A 20,247-nucleotide genomic window follows, 5' to 3' on the forward strand; every position below is an offset into this window, starting at 1 on the left:
AATGCTGCTTTGTTAATTACTTCGCGACCGGCATCGTAAACTCGGCGCCCTTCGCGATGCTATCCGGCCAACGCTGCATGATGCTCTTGTAGCGCGTATAGAAACGCACGCCTTCTTCGCCATACGCATGGTGATCGCCGAACAGCGAACGCTTCCAGCCGCCGAACGAATGCCATGCCATCGGCACCGGAATCGGCACATTGATGCCCACCATGCCCACCTGAATCTGCCGGCCGAACGCACGCGCCACACCACCATCGGACGTGAAAAGCGACACGCCGTTGCCGAACTCGTGCGCGTTGATCAGCTCGACCGCGCTCGCGAAATCGGGCACTCGCACCACCGCCAGCACCGGGCCGAAGATTTCTTCCTTGTAAATCTTCATCTCCGTGCCGACCTGATCGAACAGCGTGCCGCCGATGAAGAAACCGTCTTCACGCGCCACCGGATGCACGCGGCCGTCGACGATCAGCTTCGCGCCTTCCGCCTCGCCCGACGCGATATAACCGGCCACCTTGGCCTTATGTTCGGCCGTAACCAACGGACCCATTTCGGCGTCGAGGTGCTCGCCGTTCTTGATCACCAGCGACTTGACACGCGGCACCAGCTTTTCAATCAACTGATCGGCAACATGACCCACTGCCACCGCGACCGAGATCGCCATGCAGCGCTCGCCTGCCGAGCCGTAAGCGGCGCCGATCAATGCATCCACGGCCAGGTCCAGATTGGCGTCCGGCATCACCACGAGATGATTCTTCGCGCCGCCGAGGGCCTGCACGCGCTTGCCGCGCTTCGACGCTTCCGTATAGATATATTCGGCGATCGGCGTGGAACCGACAAACGAAAGCGCCGCGACGTCCGGGTGCTCGATCAGCGCATCCACGGCCACCTTGTCGCCGTTCACGACGTTGAATACGCCATCGGGCAAACCGGCTTCCTTCAGCAGTTCAGCAATCCGCAGCGCCGTCGACGGGTCTCGCTCCGACGGCTTCAGCACGAACGTGTTGCCGCACGCGATCGCCACCGGGAACATCCACATCGGCACCATCACGGGGAAATTGAACGGCGTGATACCCGCGACCACACCCAGCGCCTGACGCAGATTCCAGTTGTCGATACCGCCGCCGATCTGGTCGGTGAAATCGGTCTTGAGCAGGTTCGGAATGCCGCATGCGAACTCGACCACTTCGATGCCGCGCACCACTTCGCCTTGCGCGTCAGTAAACACCTTGCCGTGTTCGCGCGTGATCAGCATGGCGAGTTCGTCGTGATGCTTGTTCAGCAGTTCTTTGAACTTGAACAGAACGCGCGCACGCTTGAGCGGCGCGGTTTCGCTCCAGGCGGGAAAGGCGGCCTTCGCAGCCTTGACCGCGGCGTCCACTTCCTCGACCGAAGCCAAAGCGACCGAGCCGGTCACCTGACCGGTGGCGGGATTGAACACGTCCTTGAAGCGGCCGCTGCCCGGCGCAGCCGGCGCACCGCCAATGTAATGACCCAACTGCTGCACCGACAGCTTCGCTTGTTCGTTGACTGCATTCATTTCGTTACCTCGTGTTCGGGATAGGCTGTAAGGAATGACCACCGGGCCGTCAGCAAAAAAGATCAGGCTACGTCGCGCAGCACGCGAGCAATATTTCGCCGGGCGGGTTACCGCTCATGGGCAGGCTCCATCAAGACCTGCCAACTGTATCGACGGCGCCGGTCATATTCCCTATACAGCACAATAAAACCGCGCCTCACTGTATTGTTTTTCGCGTGGCAACTGTACTGGGACGTTATCGGTGCGTGCGTAGCGCGCTCAGCGCCATTGCTCAGTCAATTCGTTGGCCAGCACCATCTTCTCGCGGACCAGCTCGATGAAGCCGCTGTCCGCTCCGTTTTGCGCCTTGAGGAATTTCAGCGCAGCGGAATGAACGGTTCGCATTGACCGACCGTCGATCCCGGCCATGCGCGCGGCGCTGCGCCGCGTCTCCTCGACCAGATCGCGCGCGCTGCTGAAGTCAGGCGACAATCCGCACTGCGCGTGGAAATCGGCACGCAATCCGGTCGCATATTCGCGCGACTGTCCCAACCGGTCGATGTCGATCAGCAGATCGACGCCCTCCGCCATACGTACCGCGCAGAGAATCCACAACGCGATGAACGCCCGGTATGCGTTGTTGCCTTCCGCCGTGCGCGCATAGTGTTCGCACGCCATGGCATAGGCGTCATCCGAAGCGGGCGTCACGGGCGGCAAGCTCACGCCGCAAATTTCGATGGCTTGTCTGACCAAAGGCTCCGACTGATTCAGACCCAGCACGCGAAACGGCGCAGCCACGAAGAACGGATTGCTCCATTGCTGATTGAGCAACCACCCCGAGGCAAACTGCGATGCGGGATTTCGCAGCACGGCCGCGTGCATGGCTTGCGGGAATGCGCTCCTGAGCCACGGCAGCCGGCCCGACGAACGGCAAAACTTGAACACCGGCACCCTGCCTTGCTCCGCGGCGCGCTCGCACAGATTGCGCAAATAGGCTTGCAATGCGGGGAATTCCGCGTCGGGTGCGGTTGAGAAACGATCGGTCCCGAAGCGCTTCCGGTATCCGGCGACGCCGCGCGCACCCTCCTGCAGAAACAGCCGGTACTCTTCGAAATACGGCGCGGCGAGGGGCGGGTGTCCCGAGGTGAGCGTGGGACGGGACGCGGAAACATCGGCCAGGCTCAGATCGGCGAGCACGTTGCTGAACGGTTCGTAGAATCCGGTCACGGAATCGAGTGCCCGCAGACGCGACCAGATCCACGTTCCCGCGCTGCGCCAGCCTGTGTGCAGAAATATGCCCTGTTTCAGGGCACTTTGCCGCGCGGTATCGTCCGGCTGGCGAGCCGGTTCGTTCGACATACGGGTCAGCGGATCAGCGGCGCTTGACGGGCCGCTCGACGGTTCATGTGACAACGGCATTGGGCATCTCTTCTAACGGACTCATGGAAGCGACCACGACTCGATGAACGGCGGGCACGGGTTGCCCCCATTCTGCTCAAGCGCACATTTTAGCGGGTCCCGCTATCGACTTCGCAACACAAGTATCGCCAGATTCAGGCCGCTGCCGCCGTGGAGAAGATGAAGTTTGAAACTTCGTGAATCGAATCGGGAATGGCACGTTCCTTCAAACTGAATCTTTGAATTCGTGCGCGGATCGCGCGCAGGTGCGCGCGGCATCACGGTCTCAAGCTTGAAGCGACGTTTTCAGGGTGGGTCAGCGGCCGGCGGTCAAAACTGATGCTGAATCCCCGTCGTCACCACCAGTTGCCGGCGCGTACTCGACGGCGACACCCCGTTGATTTGCGCCACCGCATGACGCCCCTGTTGCGCGACGCCGATCAGATAGAGCGTGGTGCGCTTCGACAACGCGTACTCCGTGCCGAGATTGATCTGATCCCAGCCCGGCTCCGCGTCTCCCGTGCCGCTGCCTGAGTAGCGTCCATTGGTGCGGATGTAGGCCACGCCCGTTTCCCACGCCGGTGTGATCTGCCACGTCAGGTTCGCCTCGTAGTTATCGAGCGTCAACGCGGTTGAGTCCAGATAGCGGTACTGCGTTTTCGAATACATGCCGCCCAGGGTGAGCGCGCCGAAGAATTGGTACGAGGCCCCCGCGAGCCAGATACGCTGCCGTTTCACCCCTGCCGTGCTGGCGATGCTGGTCGAAAATGTATTCTCGTAGTCGTCGTACACGCCGGCACCGGGCGCGCCCAATGCGCCGGCAGGCTGTGCGTCGGGCCGGTCAGCTTGCAGAAAGCCGAGGCCCGCCGCGAACGGTCCGCGTGCATAAGCCGCGCCGGCGCTTATCAGGCGATTGTTCGCAAAGCCCGACGAGCCGTCGGCGGCCGCTGCCTGATTGCTGAAAGCATAGGTCGCGCCAAAGCTCAGTCCGGCGAATTGCGGACTCGCGTACTTGACGGCGTTGCTGACCTTGAAGCTCGCGTTGGTGTTATCCGCATCACCGACATGAGCGCCGATGTAGCCGGCCCATGTTTCGTTGGTCGCGAAGCCCGAAACCGTGTCGATGGTCGTGTCCCATTGCCGGCCCACCGTTACCGTGCCGAAGCGGTTATCGGCAAGACCCACGTATGCGACGTTGAACGCCCGCCCGGTGCCGTGCCCATTCTGCACGTTGAACGGACTCATCAAGCGGAAGATTGCCTGCGATCCGCCGCCCAGGTCTTCGCTGCCGGTCATGATCCAGCGGGACGCCGCCAATTGCCCGCTGGTGGTCATCCAATCGGAATGGCCACCGCTATTGTTCGCGTACAACACGCCGGCATCGATAATGCCGCTCAGTGTCACACGGCTTTGTGCATGGGCTGCCAACGGGACGCAGCACAACAGCGAGCAGGACGCAGCGACGAGCGTCGCCCTCACGGCTTTTTCTCGTGATTTCAAAGTACTCTCCAGATCCAGGGTAGGTTTTTTTCTGACGGCGTTAAAGCGAATGCGCCTATGAACCAGGCAGTCTCAACACCGTGCGAAAGCCGATGTGATTGGTACCCATCGTCACGTCCTGCGCATGACGCGCGCTTGGCCGATAGCGTTTGCAATAGATCGGCGAACAAAGAAACGAGCCGCCTTTGATGGTGCCGAGGTCGGTGCCGCGCGCCTTGGCTACCAACGCGTCTTCGAGATCGACATTCGGGTTCGGCGGCGGCTCGCTCGCCTGTTGCGCGTGGCTCTGCTGCCACGGGTCCTTCACCCACTGCCAGACATTGCCGACCATGTCGTACAGACCATAGCCGTTGGCCGGAAAGCAGCCGACCGGCGAGGTCGAAACAAAGCCGTCTTTCGCAGTGTTCTGAAACGGAAAGGCGCCCTGCCAGGTGTTGGCCATCATCTTCGCGCGGATCGCGAAGGTATCGCCCCACGGATAGGTGGTCGAGGTGCCGCCGTGCGCCGCGTACTCGTACTCGGCTTCGGTCGGCAGATCGCGGCCGCGCCACTTCGCGTAGGCCAGCGCATCTTCATACGCAATGTGCACGACCGGATGATTGCCGAGTCCGTCGATCGAACTGTCCGGCCCGGTGGGATGCCGCCAGTCGGCGCCCGGCACGAAATGCCACCATTGCATCGCGCCGACCAGCAGGTCTTTCGGCGGGAGAAAGACTGTCGAACCGGGTCGAGTCATCGCCGCCGGCAGGGACGGATAACGCTTCGCATCAAGACCGCGTTCGGCCAAAGTCCTGTATCCCGTCGCGGCAACGAAGCGGGCAAACTCCGCGTTCGTCACGTCGTGGCGATCGATCATGAAGCTGCCCACCTTCACGCGCCGAGCCGGTGCTTCTTCCGGATAGTTACCGTCCGAGCCCATCACGAAGCTGCCGGCCGGTACGCGTACCTGATCGCCCGCTTCCGATGCCGGCGGCAAACCGTCATACGCCTTGCACGCCGTCAAGGTGCCGAGCGGCACGGCTTGCTGTGCGGCGCCGGTGGCCGCCAGCGCCGCCTGAGTCAGCACGACGCATAGAGCCGTTGCCACATACCGCGCGATCGATCTGCGGACATGCATGTTCATGCCGGCGCTCCTCAGTAATCCGCGCGCGGATAGGACGTATCGCGCCACGTCTCGACCACGTTGTTCTGCTGCACGTACTGCGCCCACTCGGTCAGCATCTGTTCGAGTACTTGTGGCCGCTTCGCGGACAGATCGTGCAGTTCGGCGCGATCGTGCGCGAGGTCGTACAGTTGCCAGTGCCCCTTGCCTGCGTCGTATGAATAGACCAGCTTCCAGTTGCCCTTGCGCAGTGCGTTACGGCCCATCAACTCCATGCTGTACACGTAGTCGTCCACATGCACGCGTTTGCGCTCGCCGGTCAGATACGGCTTCATCGACATGCCCTGCATCGGCAGGACGGTATGGCCGTGGAATTCGATACCGGGTTGCTTGATATTGGCGAAGTCGAGAATGGTCGGCGTCAGATCCTTGACGGTAAGCACCTGCTCGCTCTTGCCCGGTTGCACATGTCCTGGGAACGACACGAACGCCGGCGAACGGATTCCGCCTTCATTGGTGTACGCCTTGAACAGCCGGAATGGTTGCGCGCTCACCTGTCCCCACGCCGGCCCCTCGAATACGAACGAATTGGCACGGCCGATGTTGTCGAGCGAGTTATTGAAGGTCTGCGCAATCCACTTCGCATTGCCGCTGTCCAGGTCCCATGCGTTGCCTTCCGGGCCGTTGTCCGACAGGAACACGATCAGCGTGTTGTCGTACTGGCCGCTCGCCTTCAGATACTCGACCAGACGGCCGACGTTGCGGTCGAGATCGCCCACCAGCGCCGCGTAGGCTTCCATCGTGCGAGCCGAACGCGCCTTTTCGTCGGCGCTCAAGGCACTCCACGGCTTCGTGCCTTCCGGCAGCGGCGCGGGCTTCGCATCGTTCGGCACGAGACCGAGGCGCTTCATTTTGTCGATGCGGCGCTGCGCGATCACGTCGTAGCCGACATCGTAATGGCCGCGCACCTTTTGCAGTTCATCGTCCGGTGCCTGCAGCGGTAAATGCGCCGCCGTATAAGCTGCGTACGCGAAGAACGGCTTGCCTGCGCGCTGCGAATCCTGCAGATACGAAATCATCTTGTCGGTGTACGTGCGCGACGAATAGAAGTCGGCAGGCAGATCGATCTTGTTGCCGTTCTCGCGATAGGTCGGCTCCGGTGCGTCGGACGTGATCGTCATCACCTTCTGCTTGAAATGCGACGCGCCGCCGTTCATCAGCGCATAAGAGCGTTCAAAGCCGCGCTGGTCAGGCCGCATGCCGTCGCTGCCGCCGAGGTGCCATTTGCCGGCCATCACGGTCCAGTAGCCGGCATCTTTCATGATCTCCGGCAACGCAGCCACCCGCTGATTCAAACCGCCTTCATAGCCGGGATGGTCGACCTCTTCGGGCGTCAGATGCGGCGTGATCATTTCCGCCATATTACCGACGCCGGCAAGGTGATTGTCCATGCCGGACAGCAGCATCGAACGGGTCGGCGAACACGTCGGCGCGACATACATCGTGTCGAGCAGGCGCCCGTGAGCGACCAGTGCATCGAGATTCGGCGTGGCGATTTCGCTGCCGAATGCGCCAATGTCCGAACGCCCGACATCGTCGGCGACGATCAGCAGCACATTAGGACGCGCGCCCGGCGCAGCGGCCGCGCTGGCCGCCTGCGCGAGCGGCATCATGACGGCCCACGCGCTACCTAAAAACGTTGCAGCAAGGATGGTACGAAAGCTCATTTGATCTCCATGTCCACGATGTCTTCCTAAGCTGAATTCAAATCTTGTTGCCGCGAGGCGTTTGCGAAATGCGTCACAGCCTCGACCGCCCGAGCCGGTCGAATGCCGCACGGTCGCGCTGTTTGAGACGCTTCGCTGCCATGACGCCGGCCACTGCGAAGAGCGGCAGCAACGCAGTCAACGCATACGACACGCCCACGCCCGCACCGGTCAACAACGGAAAATTCACGATTGCGAGCACCAGCACAACACTCAAGGCGAGACCCGACAGCACGGGCAACACGCCCACCCGCATCGCACCCGTGTCGTTACCGCCGATACGCTTGAAGAACACGAACACCGCTGCCGAGGAAAGCGCCATCAACGCGATGATGCAAAGCGTCGCCACATTCGTGAGCCACGAGAACAGCGTTAGAACCGGATCGGCATGCGCGACGATGAACACCAGCACAACGATCGCGGCCACCGCCGTTTGCAACAGCGAGCCGATATGCGGACTGCCATGCACACGATGTGTGCGGCCGAGCGCTCGCGGAAGCAAACCCTCACGGCCGGTCGCGAAGAAATAGCGCGCCGCGGAATTGTGAAAAGCCAGCAAGCCCGCATACACGCTCGTGATGAACAGCACGCTCATCGCCGCGGTGAGCGTTTTGTTGGCGTAATGATCGGAGAGCGTGTAGAGGAAAGTGGTCGGATCGCTCAATGCAGTGAGCGTCTTGACGATCTTGTCGCTGCCCGCGCCGATCACCATGCACCACGCGGAAAATGCATAGAACACGCCGATCAGCAGCACCGAAATGTAGGTTGCCAACGGCACCGTCCGTTGCGGGTTTTTCGCCTCTTCGCTATAGATGGTGGTGGCCTCGAAGCCGATGAAGCTCGCGAAGCAGAACAGGAAACCGATCGCAGGCGTGCCGCTCATAAAGGTGTGCGGCGTGAACGAAGCCGCATTGATGCCGCTATCGCCGCCGCTTTTCAGAATCGCCAGATCGAGGATCAACACGACGATGTATTCGCCGAATACCAGCAGCGAAAGCACCTTTGCGGACAGATCGATCTGCCGGTAGCCAAAGACGCCGATGCTGGCCATGGCCGCGAGCGAACAGATCCACCACGGCGTATTGAGGTTGAAGTGCGCGCTCACGAAGCCCGAGGCCACCGCGCCGAACATGCCGTACAAACCAATCTGCATCGTGTTGTAGCCGAGCAGCGCGATCAATGCCGCCGCGCCGCCCGCGGTGCCCCCGAGGCCGCGCGCCGTGAACGCATAGAAACCGCCAGCATTGGTCACGTGCCGCGCCATCGCCGTATAGCCGGCGGAAAACATCAGAAGAATCACCACCGTGGCGACCAGCAACGCCGGTGTGCCGGCGCCATTGCCGAGCATGATGCCGATCGGAAAGCCACCCGCGATCGCAACCAGCGGGCCGGCCGCCGAGATCACGAAGAAGATGATGAAGCCCAGTCCCAGTGCCCCCTTGCGCAACTCGGTGGACGGGGATGGTTCAGCGACGACGCTCATGTTTTGCTCCTGGATTTTCTTTCGTCTGCATTACGACGAGGTTCGGCGCAGTGTCGCAGTGCAAGTGTTGATGCACTGTAGAAAGCCAAAATGATGAGCGGGAGCACAAATCGGCAATGCGGCGCGCCGCATCCCAAAAACATGCGTATCTGGCAATCTGATAGATTTCCGCCGTCGCACGCTACAGGACCTGGAATGACCAGCACTGAACTGAAAACAGATTCGTTGCAGCGGTGGATGTTGTACAGCAAGGATGCCTATGGGGGTGGCCGCAACTTTCTTACTACCGAACAAAAGCAGGCGGTTGAAGACGGCAAGAAGTTCTCGCAACGCGCATACGCCGATGTATGGGCTCGGGATGCCGAGCTCGTCCAGCGCGTCCGCTCGTTCCTTGGAAGCAACTTCCATTGGCACCAGCGGCTGATAGAGAACGGCGCTGACCTGGAGGTTGTACAGACGTTACAGTCCATGATTCGCGGTGAGAGCGTTGTACTCATTGCCGAGCAATCGCGAACGGGGGCCGCCGGGATCGATCGAGCGCCTAAACCCAAGAGGTTTCCGGGCTTCCGTGAGGAGTTAATGACGGGCTTGGGCATGTCCTACGAAGCCGCGACAGCCTACATGGACCGCTACAACAACATGGTGGACCGGGTTAACGCGGTGACGGCCGGATATTTGAGGACAGTATTCACGACTATGCACCATGACCCATCTTCAGTTCCGCACGCAGACGCAGGAGCCTATGCGTCCTTCCTGATAACCGGGGATACGGTAATGCCCGAATTCTGGACTGAATACTTCCAGGTACCCCCCGATACAACAATCGTAAAAGGTCGGTCGTTTACCCTGCCGTCAGGCAAAGCCAGCAAAGCCTTGGGGAAAACCGGTCTATGGGGCGTAAGCAGTGAGCTTGCGGTACAAAGCGACTTGCTCACTCCGCATTTACGATACCTCACAAGTCGACTTGGCTTGCCCCGTGTGGGTCTGCGGGAGATCGCGCAACAGGCTGGTGCAAAAGTGCGGTTCTCCTGTTTCTGGTTTGACCCCTCGGGTAACCGTGTGCCCGATGTGCCAGCCGACATTCGGCAGATAATGGAATCCCTTGGGGGTGTCATCGAGATTGACGAGTACCGGTAGTGTGCGGTCCGTCGACAGCCTATAGCGAAAAAAGCCGACCAAATCTGGAAACGCGAGCTGGGTGCTAGCTCAAACGCGGCGTCTGCGAAGGCAATTCACCGAACAGATCGCGATATTCGCGGGCGAAATAGCCAAGATGCGTGAAGCCCCAGCGGCAGGCGGCGTCGCCAATCAGCAGTTCGTCGGCGCCCGTCGTGCGCAGAAGCCGATGCACGGCGTTGAGCCGGATCGAGCGCAGGTATTCGACAGGCGTGACGTTGGCCACGCGCTGAAAGCTGGTTTGCAACGTACGCCGACTGCATCGCAGTGCCCGGCACAGATCGAGCACGGTGATCGGTTGCTCGGCATTGTCTTGCAGAATGCGTTCACAACGCCGCACGATATCGCTATACGTGGTGTGCGTGAGATCGCGCGGCGGCATTCGCGACGCGTTTTCGAGCAGGTCGAGCAGCACACTGATCATTTCGTCGCGGAACACCTTGGTCGCGGCCGGATGCGCGAACGCGGCAGCATTGCGTTCGGCGGAGTCGAGAAACGGCGCGAGCCGTTCGCGCAGCATCACACCTTGCTCATCGGAAAGCGCCAGCACGCCGCCTTTCGCCTGGCGGCCGGCGTGCTCGCCCACCGTCGCGCCAAGCAGGTCGTCCATCATCTCGGCGGACACGCTGATGCCGGCATAATGCATCGATTCCGGCGTGTAGAAGCGAAACTCCTCGCCCGCGCCGAGCAGCAGCAGCGCGTAGCCATCCACGCGCCGCCCCTGAAACGTGCCGACGAGCGGCGCATACAGCGGCACCGCGATCGATGCGAGACCGGCCGGCGACACGCCATGTTGCGCCACGCGGCGATTGGTGGTTTCGCGAAAGAAATGAAAGTCGGCCGAACTCGCCTGCACCAGCGTGCTCTGAAAGCGGCCCGGCGTCATCTGGCGATAGACCTGTTCCCAGCCGCTCACGGCCAGCGAATGATCGTGCACGTCGGCAAGCGTGCTGATCCGGAAGTCCATGTCCCCTCCCGCCTACTCTGAACAGGCTACATTCATGCAATGGCGGCCCAGCCTGTCGTAGCGGACGCCAACCTGGATGCAGACGAACGCCGCGGTTCGCGGCGCTCAGGCTGCAAATGAAGGAGCAATGTTATTCCAGGCTGGCCGATTCGGCTAACCGCAAAAAAAAAGCAGACCATTTTGCGGTGACTTCAATGCGAAGCGCGCTGCACCAGCCTGAAACGCATTCAGGCATTCTGCAGCGCGCTTGAACACTTGACCAAGTCAATTATGCAAATTTCACTTCATCGAAACCTGCTGCCAGCGCACCCACGAGCGCATCGAGTTGCGCCGGTTCGACCACCAGCGGCGGCGACAGGATAATTTTCGTGCCGACCGGCCGCACCAGTGCGCCGTGTGCCCGCGCCACTTCGGCCACCGCATTCGCATAGCCCGAGGTCGGGTCGATCGGCTCGCGGGTTTGCTTCGACTTCACCAGATCGAGCGCGACCATCAAGCCTTTGCCGCGCACATCGCCCACCGCCGCATAGCGTTCGGTGAACGGCCGCAGTGCTTCCAGCAGATGCGCGCCCTGCTGTGCGGCGTTGGCCGGCAGATTCTCGTCCTTGACGATTTTCAGGTTGGCCAGTGCGGCCGCGCACGCAACCGGATGCCCCGCATAGGTATATCCATGCATCAGGGCGCCCGTGAAATTCGCGTTGTTCATGAAAGCCTGCTCGATACGCTCGTTAAACGCGGTCGCGCCAAGCGGAATGTAGCCGGAAGAAATACCCTTCGCAAAGCACATGATGTCCGGCTTCACCCCCCAGCCCCGGCTGCCGAACAGGCTGCCGGTACGGCCAAAACCGGTGACGATTTCGTCGGCGATCAGCAGAATGCCGTACTTGTCGCACACTTCGCGAATCAGCGGCCAGTAGTTTTCCGGCGGCACGATTACGCCACCCGCGCCCTGCACCGGTTCCGCGATGAAGGCGGCCACCGTGTCGGGGCTTTGGAAAATGATCTCGCGCTCCAGCATCCCGGCACAGATCCGGCCGAGTTCAGCGGGATCCTGCGTGAACGGATTGCGATAGAGCCACGGCGTTTCCACATGAAAGCAGCCCGGCAGATTCGGCTCGTAGTTGCGCCGGAACGCGGTATTGCCGTTCACTGACGCGCCGCCGAAATGCGTACCGTGATAGCCCTGCTTCAGCGAAATAAACTTGGTGCGGTCCGCTTCGCCTTGCAGCTTCCAGTACTGACGCGCGAGCTTCAATGCGGATTCGACCGCGTCGGAGCCGCCGGAGCTGTAGATCACGCGGCGCATGCCTTCCGGTTCGAGCATCTCGACCAACACCCTCGACAACTCCTCGGCGCGCGGATGCGAAATGCCGTCGAAGAGCTGGAAGTATTCGAGTTCGTCCAGCTGACGCACAATGGCGTCCTTCACCTCACGCCGATTGTGGCCGACATTGACGTTCCAGAGACCCGCCACGCCGTCCACAAGCTTATTGCCGCGATCGTCGAACACATAACAGCCGTCGCCGCGCACAATACGGATCGGCTCGCGCTGCTGCATTTCGGCGGGGTGCTGCATCGGATGCCAGAAGGCGGAATCGTTCGTTCCCATGGTTCGTTACTCCACTCAGTTCAGTAGGTTGGTAGGTTCGTGTGTCGGCATTGGCCTGGTTATCCCTGCGTTCGGCTCAATGCGCGATGCACACGGACTTGGTTTCCGTAAAGCCTTCAATTGCGTACTTGCCGAATTCGCGGCCAATGCCCGATTGTTTGAAGCCGCCGAACGGCATGCTCGGGTCGAGCGGTACGTGGCAGTTGACCCACACGGTGCCTGCTTCGATTTGCGGCACGAGGTTCATCACCGTCTTGAGGTCGTTGCTCCATAGGCTGGCGGCGAGGCCATACGATGAATCGTTGGCAAGGCGCAGCGCTTCGAGCGGATCGTCGAACGGGATGATGGCGAGGACGGGACCAAACACTTCGTCGCGCACGATTGCCGCGTCGTGCGGCACATCGGCGATCACGGTCGGACGCACGTAATAGCCCGGCAGATCGACCGGCTTGCCGCCCGCGAGGAATGTCAGGCCCGCGGCCTGAGCGCGCACGACGTGCTGCTTGACGCGGTCGCGATGCTGCGCGGACACGAGCGGATTGATCTGCGCAGTCGGATCGAGGCCAGGTCCCAGTGTCATCGCGTTGGCGATATCGGCAAGGCCTTCGGAGACCTGCCGGTACTTGCTGCGATGCACGTAGATGCGCGAGGCCGCCGCGCACACTTGCCCCTGGTTGAAGAAGCCGCCCGCCAGCGCGCCTTGAATGGCGTGATCGACGTCGATATCGGCGAGCATCACCGCTGGATTCTTGCCGCCGAGTTCCAGCGAAAAGCGCGTCATGTTCTGCACGGCGGCCGTACCGACCAGCTTGCCCGTCGGCGTCGAGCCCGTGAACGAAATCTTGCTGATGCCCGGATGCGCCGCGAGCGCGGCCCCGCATTCGCGGCCGCCCGTCACGACGTTGAACGCGCCCGCGGGCACGCCGGCTTCGAGTGCCAACTCGGCCAGACGCAATGCCGTCAACGGCGTTTCCGGCGACGGCTTGACGACGATGGTGCAACCTGCCGCGAGCGCCGGCACCAGCTTCCAAACCGCGATCATCAAGGGGAAATTCCACGGCACGATGCCCGCCACCACGCCGATCGGCTCCTTGCGCGTGAACGCCGTATAGCGCGTGCCGGGCGGAAACGGAATCGACACATCGAGCGTTTCGCCGGTGATCTTGGTCGCCCAGCCCGCCATGTAGCGCACGTATTCGATCGTCGCGCCCACTTCCACCGCGCGGGCAATGTTGATCGATTTGCCCTGATTCAAGGTTTCGAGTTGCGCGAGGTCTTCGGCATGGGCTTCGAGCAGATCGGCGAAGCGCAGCAGAATGCGTTCGCGATCGGCCGGACGCAGGCCGCTCCACACGCGCGTGTCGAACGCGGAGCGCGCATTGCTCACCGCACGATCGACATCGGTTGCATCCGCATCGACCACGCTCGCGAGACGCTCGCCGGTGGCCGGGTTGAACACGTCAAGACGCCGCTCCGAATGCGCACGTTGCTGCGCGCCGCCGATAAACAGGCCGAAATCGCGTTGCACGAACGCGCGAACCGCGTCGCTGACCACAACCGTTGCATCGTTACTCATATCCTGGGGCCCTCGTTGGTGTCTCGTTGCTGTCTGATGTGCGGCCGCGAGGCCATCGTGCTGAAGAATGTAGTCAGGCTTGTTCGTCCACCGTTAGCGCAAATCGGCAGGCAAGCCATCGCTTAAGGGAAAACATCTAGCGGGTTAGAGAAACAGCGCGCCGATCATTTCCGTGCGGCTCGATACGCCGAGCTTGCGGAACATGCGCAAAAGGTGAGTTTTGACCGTCGGCTGCGCGAGTTCGAGGTCGCGTGCGATCGCCTTGTTCGACAAACCGTTGCGCACGAGGCGCGCGATCTGTTGTTCGCGGTGCGTCAGGTTCGGACGGATCTCAGTGTCGGTCGCGGATTCGCTGCGCAGGTGGGTACGCATCGGCCGCTGATCGCGGAGCGCCGGCACCAGCGCCGCCTCCAGAAGCGGCTGCACGGCGCTGGCCCGCTGCAGCTCGTCGTTGGAGAATGCTTGCGCGGGCGCCATGCGCAACATCGAAAAGGCAGCGACAGGACGCGTGCCGTCGCGCAGCAATACCTCCATCACATCGACAACCTGATGCGGATTCAGGAAGCGCCGCCAATACACCGAGCCGCCGCGCACCGGCTCGGGCAACTCGCCCGCGAGCGTGAGCACGCTGCCCGTGCGCGTCGCAAAACGCGACGGATGCATCGGGTCGAGCGTGCAATAGCGCTGCAAATACGTGCGATGCATCGTCTCGGTCATGCCGAACAGCTCGAAACCTGACGGCTCGTTATCCGCGCCGACCCAGTAGAAGACCGTCGCCGAAGGCCGTATCAGTTGCGCCAGCGTCCTCGCGGCGGCGCCCAGTGCGGGCGTGAAAGCGGTTTGCGACGCGGCTTCGTCGCGGATCGTGTTCAACATGGCGCTCTCCCGATTCACCAGATCAAGACCATCGTACGAACGTGCGATTGGGCCGCGTGAGCGCGAATCGGCAAATCGGCACGGCCGCACGAATACGCGGACGACGGTTGCGTTGTCATCCTTTTGCCTGATTCCGTGCTTGCGTCCTCACGCCTAGACTCCGTGGATTCACTCACTACTCCTTTCACTACGTCATAAGGAACGCCATGTCTGAACGACGCACCGTTGTCATCACAGGCGCCGGCACCGGTATCGGCGAAGCCTGCGCCAGGCTGTTTGCTTCGCGCGGCGCGCGCGTGGCGCTGATCGGCCGGCGCCGCGAACCGCTCGAACGGGTGGCGCGCGAAACCGGCGGCCTGGTGCTCGACGGCGACGCGGCCAGCGCCGCCGACTGGCAGCGCTTCATCGCCGCGATCAACACCGACGGCGGCGCCATCGACGCGCTGATCGCCTGCGCCGGCGGCTTTGGCATGGGCACCGCCATCGAGACCGACGACGCGGCCTGGTCCGCCGCGATGCGCGCGAATCTCGACACGGCTTTCGTCGCCGCCCGCGCCTGCCTGCCCGATCTGATCGAACGGCGCGGCGCGATCGTGCTGGTGGCGTCGATCGCGTCGCTTGCCGCGGGGCCTGCCGTGTGCGGCTACACCACGTCGAAGCACGCGCTGATCGGCCTCACCCGCTCGCTCGCGCGCGACTACGGTCCGCACGGCGTGCGCGTCAATGCGGTATGTCCGGGCTGGGTTCGCACGCCGATGGCCGACGCGGAAATGCAACCGCTGATGCAGCGCTACGACGAAACGCTCGACGCGGTGTACCAGCGCGTCTGTGCCGACGTGCCGTTGCGCCGCCCCGCGTACGCCGAGGAAATCGCCGGTGTATGCGAATTTCTGGTGTCGCCCGCCGCGTCGATCGTGACGGGTGCCACCCTCGTTGCCGATGGCGGCTCGTCGATTGTCGATGTGCCGACGCTGGCGTTCGACCCTATGTCAGCGAGGCCTTAGCCCGTCACGGCGGTCGACTCGGGCAAGGTCGCGCCGCCGTCGACCACGATGGTTTGGCCCGTGATGTACGACGCTGCGTCGGAAGCCAGAAACAGCATGGCCGCCGCAATATCGGACGGTTCACCCAAACGTCCGAGCGGAATAGCCTGTTCGATACGGCGGTTGTGCGCGTCGTCGCCGAGGTTACCCATCGCGGGCGTGCGGATCATGCCGGGCTCGACACCGTTGACCGTGATCCGGTGCGTGGCCAACTCCAACGCTGCGGCGCGAATGAACCCGTTCACACCGGCCTTCGACGCCGCGTAGTGTGCGAGCCCCGGATACGCTACACGCGGCCCCGTCACCGACGAGGTCGCCAGCATCCGGCCACCGCCTTGGCGGATGAACGCGGGCGTGGCGGCCTGCGCGAGCCAGAACAGCGCGGCAAGATTCACGGCGAAGGTGCGCTGCAGAATCGCGGGCGTGATCGCCTCGAACGCGGTGAGCGGAAAATACGCGGCGTTGTGCACGACCACGTCGAGCCGGCCGAAGTCGGCTTCGACGTCGGCGACGACGCGCTCGATCTGCGTGTACTCCGCCATATCCGTCTCGTACGCGCGCCCCGTGCCACCCTGAAGCGCGAGACGCTGTACCGGTTCAGAAGCCGCGTCGACGCGCAAATCCGCAATCGCCACCGAGGCGCCGCGCGCGGCGAACGCCTCGGCGACGCCGCGCCCGATGCCTTGCGCGCCGCCGGTTACCAGCACCACTTTGCCGGCGAAATCACGCATGTTCATCGCATGCTGCGCTGCGCCGTTCATCGCGGATGCCGCGTCACGTTGAGCACTTGCGCAAGCGCGCCGACCGGGAAATTCGACAGCGTGTCGAACTGGCTCCCCTGATAGCCGAAAATCTTGCCGTCCGTCTTCTTGCGGTCGAGATCGATCATCACCACGCCAAGCGTCGGAATGATTTTTTCGCGCCACACGAACAGGTAGAGATCTTTCGCGATGGCGATGTAGTGGCAACGGTCGACATCGGCAAGGCCGGCTTCCACGCCCGAGAGGCATTGCCATGCATAGAAGTTGTCGTTCAGATAGACGTGTTCGTACTGTTCGGTAGCGCTATACGTATACAGGTTGCGCATGCCGACCAGCTCCCGAGTGGGATGATGCAACGCGGCTTCCGGCACTGCTTTAGCGCCCTGTTGAGCGATCCTGCCGTGACGGAACCGCGCCTGTACGCCGGTCAGCTCCATGCCTCGCTCGACACGCGTGAATGCATCGGTACGCGCTTCGTTTTCGTTCGGCAACGTGCCGACCACCGAGGTGCACACCCCTTGCGTCACATCGAGCACATAGCTCGTGGCTGCAGGCCGCGAACCGTCGCCCCCGCCGATGTAATCGACGAAATAAATGCCGTCGCGCACCGACGTGACCCGGCATTCGAATTGGCCGCTTTCCGTACGTACCCCATCCGCGGAGACGAACGTCAACACCTGGGTTGAGTTGTCGGCGAATTCAAGCTGCAACGTGCGGCCGCTCAGATCGCCGACGGGCGGCAGAATGTGGCTGTCGGGTGCAAAACCTTCGGCCAGCGCGCCGACTTGAATGAAAACGGGTTGAGATGTCATGTCTGTATTGCTCCAGTAGTTCATTGATTGGCCGCGGCTTTTTACTCACATCAAGCGCCAGGCCGCGGCGCCTGTGACTACTGTACGGAGGCCGCGGACGCAGCGGCATCGACCATAAGGATGACAACGCCGGCGACGTTGAGCGTCCTGAAGCGCGTGGAAGGCCGAGCGTCCAAAAGGCCCAGAGCTTTCCCTGGATGCGCCGGAGGCATTAAAGGCCTCACAGCAGGCCGAACTCGCCAGCCAGCTCATCGATCAAGCCACGCTGGAACGCCTTGAAGCGCTCGTTAGGCTGCTGCGCAATCGCCAGATCGAGCATCGGATCGGTCACTTGCGTGCGCACGTCCGCCAGCGTTTCAACTATCGCGTGGCCGCAGAACGGCACGTATGCTTCCGAATACCCACCCTCGTGCACGATCGCCAGACGTCCGCCGCAATGCCGTTCGGCGGCATCGCGCATCATTTGCGTCATCGTGCGATAGCTCTCGCTGTGCAGCAGCATGCGCGCGAGTGGATCGACGGCGCTCGCGTCGAGCCCGCTCGCCACCACGATCAGATCGGGCCTGAAGGCGTCGAGCGCAGGCAGCACGATGCGCTCGAACGCATACAGATAGGCGTCGTGGCCGCCGCCTGGCAACAGCGGAATGTTCAGGTTCGCGCCGATGCCGGCGCCCGTGCCGCGCTCATCCGCGCCGCTGTAGCCCGGCGGAAAGCAGCGGTCCTGATGCAGCGAAATCGTCAGCGTGTTCGGATCGTCGTAATAGATCGACTGCGTGCCGTTGCCGTGGTGGACGTCCCAGTCGATCACCGCGACACGTTCGGCGCCATGCTTCGCGCGCGCCGCTTCGATCGCGATCGGAATATTGGCCAGCAGGCAGAAACCCATCGGCTTGTCGCGCAAGCAGTGATGGCCGGGTGGGCGCGACAGCGAGAATGCGTTGCTCGCACGCTTGTCGAGCACGGCGTCGATTGCGCTTAAAGCGAGCCCTGCGGAAAGCGCTGCGATTTCGTAGCTGCCCTTGCCGAACGGCGCGAGCTCGCCAAGATCGCCGCCGGTGGTGTCGCTGAGCGCCTTGAAACGATTCAGATAGTCGCGTGGATGCACGCGTAGCAAATCTGCTTCAGTGGCGAGCGCCGCGCCCTTCATGTCGAGCGATGCCGCCAACCCCGAGGTTTGAATCAGCGCGAGCAGCCTGCGCTTCGAATCCGGCGATTCCGCGTAGCCACTGCTGGACGGCGGCTGCACCCAGCCGCCGACCGGAAAGAACAGCGCATGCGTGCCACCTGTATGCCAAAAAGTGCGTTCATCCGTGAAAAATGCTGTTTTGCTCATGATGTCTCTTACCTGTAGTTCACCAGCGGATTCAATTCGACCGGGTTCGGCGGCACGATCACTGACGCGCGCCCGGCACTTCGCGCCCGCTACGCTCGACACGGAGCAAGCAGACGAAAGACAGCGCGCAGATCACCGCCGCGCCCTGAAACAGCGTATTGAGTCCCGCGCCGGCATCGAGCAGCACACCGGCGATCAGCGGACCGACCGCGAGCCCCGCGCCGATCACGAAGTTCAGCGTGGCGATCAAGCGGCCCGACGCATCGGTTTTTGCGGCCGCTGCGAGGATGAACGGCAGCACGAAAGTCCACGCGAACTTGAACGCAAAGATCGCGGCCGCGTAGCCCGTCGAGCCGGGATGCGCCGACAGCCCGAGTAAGGCCGCGACGAGGATCGCGTAACCTGTCAGCAGCATCGCGGCGCGCGCGATCCGGTTGCCGATGAACGATGCGCACGCCGCGCCGGCGATCCCCATCACGCTCGCAATTGCCAGCAGTTCGCCGACGTGTCCGGCGTCGAGTCCGGCAAGCGCTGCCGCCTTGCTCGCGAAAGTCCAGACGCCGCCGATCGCCACATAGAACGCGAGTACGCCGCCGATCACCAGCGTCGCGAGAAACCATCTGCTGGTTGGGCTGCTTGTACTGCTTGTGCCGTTCATGCCGGACGCAGCCTGTTGCGCCCGCTTGCCGCTTGCGCCACCCAATGCAGGATCGAAGCCACGCGTGAGCGGCGACGCGATCAGCGCGAGCACGGCCAGCGCCACATACAGCGCGCGCAAACCGAACGCATCGAACAGATGCGGCAGCACGAACAGCCCGAGCGCCCCGGCCACCAGTTGACCGACCACCCACAAGCCATACACGCGGTCACGATTGCCGCTCGTCGCCGCGCTCGTCATGCACAGCACCATCAGCGTGCCGCCACCGAGCGCGGTCAGCGCGCGCAGCACCAGTAACGCGACAAAACCCGGCATCAGCACCGCGGTCGCGACATTGCCGACGCAAAACACCGCCGTGGCGATCCCCGCGACCCGGCGCGCGTCGACCCGTCCGAGCCACAGGAGCGATGGCAGCGTCGCGCAGCTGAACGCACCGAGTTCGACGAAGAAATACGTGCCGATCTGCGAGGCGCTCAAACCCAGTTGTCCGCCGAGCTGAGCGGCCACTGCCGGTGCGACCAGCAACAGGAGCGGCGTGATAGCGGCGAACACCACCAGCGACAGCAGCGTAGACGTCGCGAATTCGCGCGGCGCGGCCGTGGACGTAGACGTGGCGGCCGGGGCAAATGAGGATGTCGAAGGAGTTTTCATGGAACTCATGAGGTAAC

General features: G+C 62.5%; 16 protein-coding genes. 2 read left to right on the forward strand and 14 right to left on the reverse strand.

What is annotated here, in order from left to right; all coding sequences use genetic code 11:
* Window positions 1-16: 16 nt before the first annotated feature.
* From ACAX43_RS15940 to ACAX43_RS15965, 6 genes are all read right to left on the reverse strand, one after another.
* A complete protein-coding gene (locus ACAX43_RS15940; RefSeq protein WP_370709376.1) occupies window positions 17-1,540 on the reverse strand; it encodes a CoA-acylating methylmalonate-semialdehyde dehydrogenase in 1,524 nt (507 codons plus the stop codon).
* A 258-nt stretch (window positions 1,541-1,798) separates the two neighbouring features.
* Window positions 1,799-2,878, reverse strand: a complete 1,080-nt coding sequence (locus ACAX43_RS15945; protein ID WP_370709699.1) for a hypothetical protein — start codon at window positions 2,876-2,878, stop codon at window positions 1,799-1,801.
* A 369-nt stretch (window positions 2,879-3,247) separates the two neighbouring features.
* Window positions 3,248-4,417 carry a porin gene (locus ACAX43_RS15950; RefSeq protein ID WP_370709377.1) on the reverse strand — a complete coding sequence of 390 codons (1,170 nt, stop codon included), beginning with the start codon at window positions 4,415-4,417 and terminating at the stop codon, window positions 3,248-3,250.
* A 55-nt stretch (window positions 4,418-4,472) separates the two neighbouring features.
* Window positions 4,473-5,540 carry a formylglycine-generating enzyme family protein gene (locus ACAX43_RS15955; RefSeq protein WP_370709378.1) on the reverse strand — a complete coding sequence of 356 codons (1,068 nt, stop codon included), beginning with the start codon at window positions 5,538-5,540 and terminating at the stop codon, window positions 4,473-4,475.
* Window positions 5,541-5,551: 11 nt separating this feature from the next.
* Complete coding sequence (locus tag ACAX43_RS15960; RefSeq protein ID WP_370709379.1) at window positions 5,552-7,246, reverse strand: arylsulfatase; 1,695 nt, start codon at window positions 7,244-7,246, stop codon at window positions 5,552-5,554.
* A gap of 73 nt (window positions 7,247-7,319) precedes the next feature.
* On the reverse strand, window positions 7,320-8,768 hold the full coding sequence (locus tag ACAX43_RS15965) for an APC family permease (RefSeq protein ID WP_370709380.1): 1,449 nt from the start codon (window positions 8,766-8,768) through the stop codon (window positions 7,320-7,322).
* Between the two features lie 195 nt (window positions 8,769-8,963).
* On the opposite strand from ACAX43_RS15965, the gene ACAX43_RS15970 reads away from it, so the two are divergent.
* Window positions 8,964-9,905, forward strand: coding sequence for a DUF4279 domain-containing protein (locus ACAX43_RS15970; protein ID WP_370709381.1), 942 nt, complete (start codon window positions 8,964-8,966; stop codon window positions 9,903-9,905).
* A 64-nt stretch (window positions 9,906-9,969) separates the two neighbouring features.
* On the opposite strand, the gene ACAX43_RS15975 is transcribed toward ACAX43_RS15970, so the two are convergent.
* From ACAX43_RS15975 to ACAX43_RS15990, 4 genes are all read right to left on the reverse strand, one after another.
* Window positions 9,970-10,911, reverse strand: a complete 942-nt coding sequence (locus ACAX43_RS15975; RefSeq protein ID WP_370709382.1) for a helix-turn-helix domain-containing protein — start codon at window positions 10,909-10,911, stop codon at window positions 9,970-9,972.
* A 268-nt stretch (window positions 10,912-11,179) separates the two neighbouring features.
* A complete protein-coding gene (locus ACAX43_RS15980) occupies window positions 11,180-12,520 on the reverse strand; it encodes an aspartate aminotransferase family protein (protein WP_370709383.1) in 1,341 nt (446 codons plus the stop codon).
* Between the two features lie 76 nt (window positions 12,521-12,596).
* Window positions 12,597-14,096, reverse strand: a complete 1,500-nt coding sequence (locus tag ACAX43_RS15985; protein ID WP_370709384.1) for an aldehyde dehydrogenase family protein — start codon at window positions 14,094-14,096, stop codon at window positions 12,597-12,599.
* 144 nt (window positions 14,097-14,240) lie between these two features.
* On the reverse strand, window positions 14,241-14,972 hold the full coding sequence (locus ACAX43_RS15990; RefSeq protein WP_370709385.1) for a LuxR C-terminal-related transcriptional regulator: 732 nt from the start codon (window positions 14,970-14,972) through the stop codon (window positions 14,241-14,243).
* Between the two features lie 206 nt (window positions 14,973-15,178).
* Between ACAX43_RS15990 and ACAX43_RS15995 the strand changes: the two genes are divergently transcribed.
* Window positions 15,179-15,976 carry an SDR family NAD(P)-dependent oxidoreductase gene (locus ACAX43_RS15995; protein WP_370709386.1) on the forward strand — a complete coding sequence of 266 codons (798 nt, stop codon included), beginning with the start codon at window positions 15,179-15,181 and terminating at the stop codon, window positions 15,974-15,976.
* Here the strand turns inward: ACAX43_RS15995 and ACAX43_RS16000 are convergent.
* From ACAX43_RS16000 to ACAX43_RS16015, 4 genes are all read right to left on the reverse strand, one after another.
* Entirely contained in the window at window positions 15,973-16,752 is a 780-nt protein-coding gene (locus ACAX43_RS16000) for an SDR family oxidoreductase (RefSeq protein WP_370709387.1), read from the reverse strand. The two genes, ACAX43_RS15995 and ACAX43_RS16000, sit on opposite strands and share 4 nt — an antisense overlap.
* A 20-nt stretch (window positions 16,753-16,772) precedes the next feature.
* A complete protein-coding gene (locus ACAX43_RS16005) occupies window positions 16,773-17,588 on the reverse strand; it encodes a MoaF C-terminal domain-containing protein (RefSeq protein WP_370709388.1) in 816 nt (271 codons plus the stop codon).
* A gap of 220 nt (window positions 17,589-17,808) precedes the next feature.
* Window positions 17,809-18,921, reverse strand: a complete 1,113-nt coding sequence (locus ACAX43_RS16010; protein ID WP_370709389.1) for a class II histone deacetylase — start codon at window positions 18,919-18,921, stop codon at window positions 17,809-17,811.
* 58 nt (window positions 18,922-18,979) lie between these two features.
* Complete coding sequence (locus ACAX43_RS16015; RefSeq protein WP_370709390.1) at window positions 18,980-20,230, reverse strand: MFS transporter; 1,251 nt, start codon at window positions 20,228-20,230, stop codon at window positions 18,980-18,982.
* Between the last annotated feature and the right edge of the window lie 17 nt (window positions 20,231-20,247).

Source organism: Paraburkholderia sp. IW21 (assembly GCF_041321145.1).
Classification (GTDB): domain Bacteria; phylum Pseudomonadota; class Gammaproteobacteria; order Burkholderiales; family Burkholderiaceae; genus Paraburkholderia.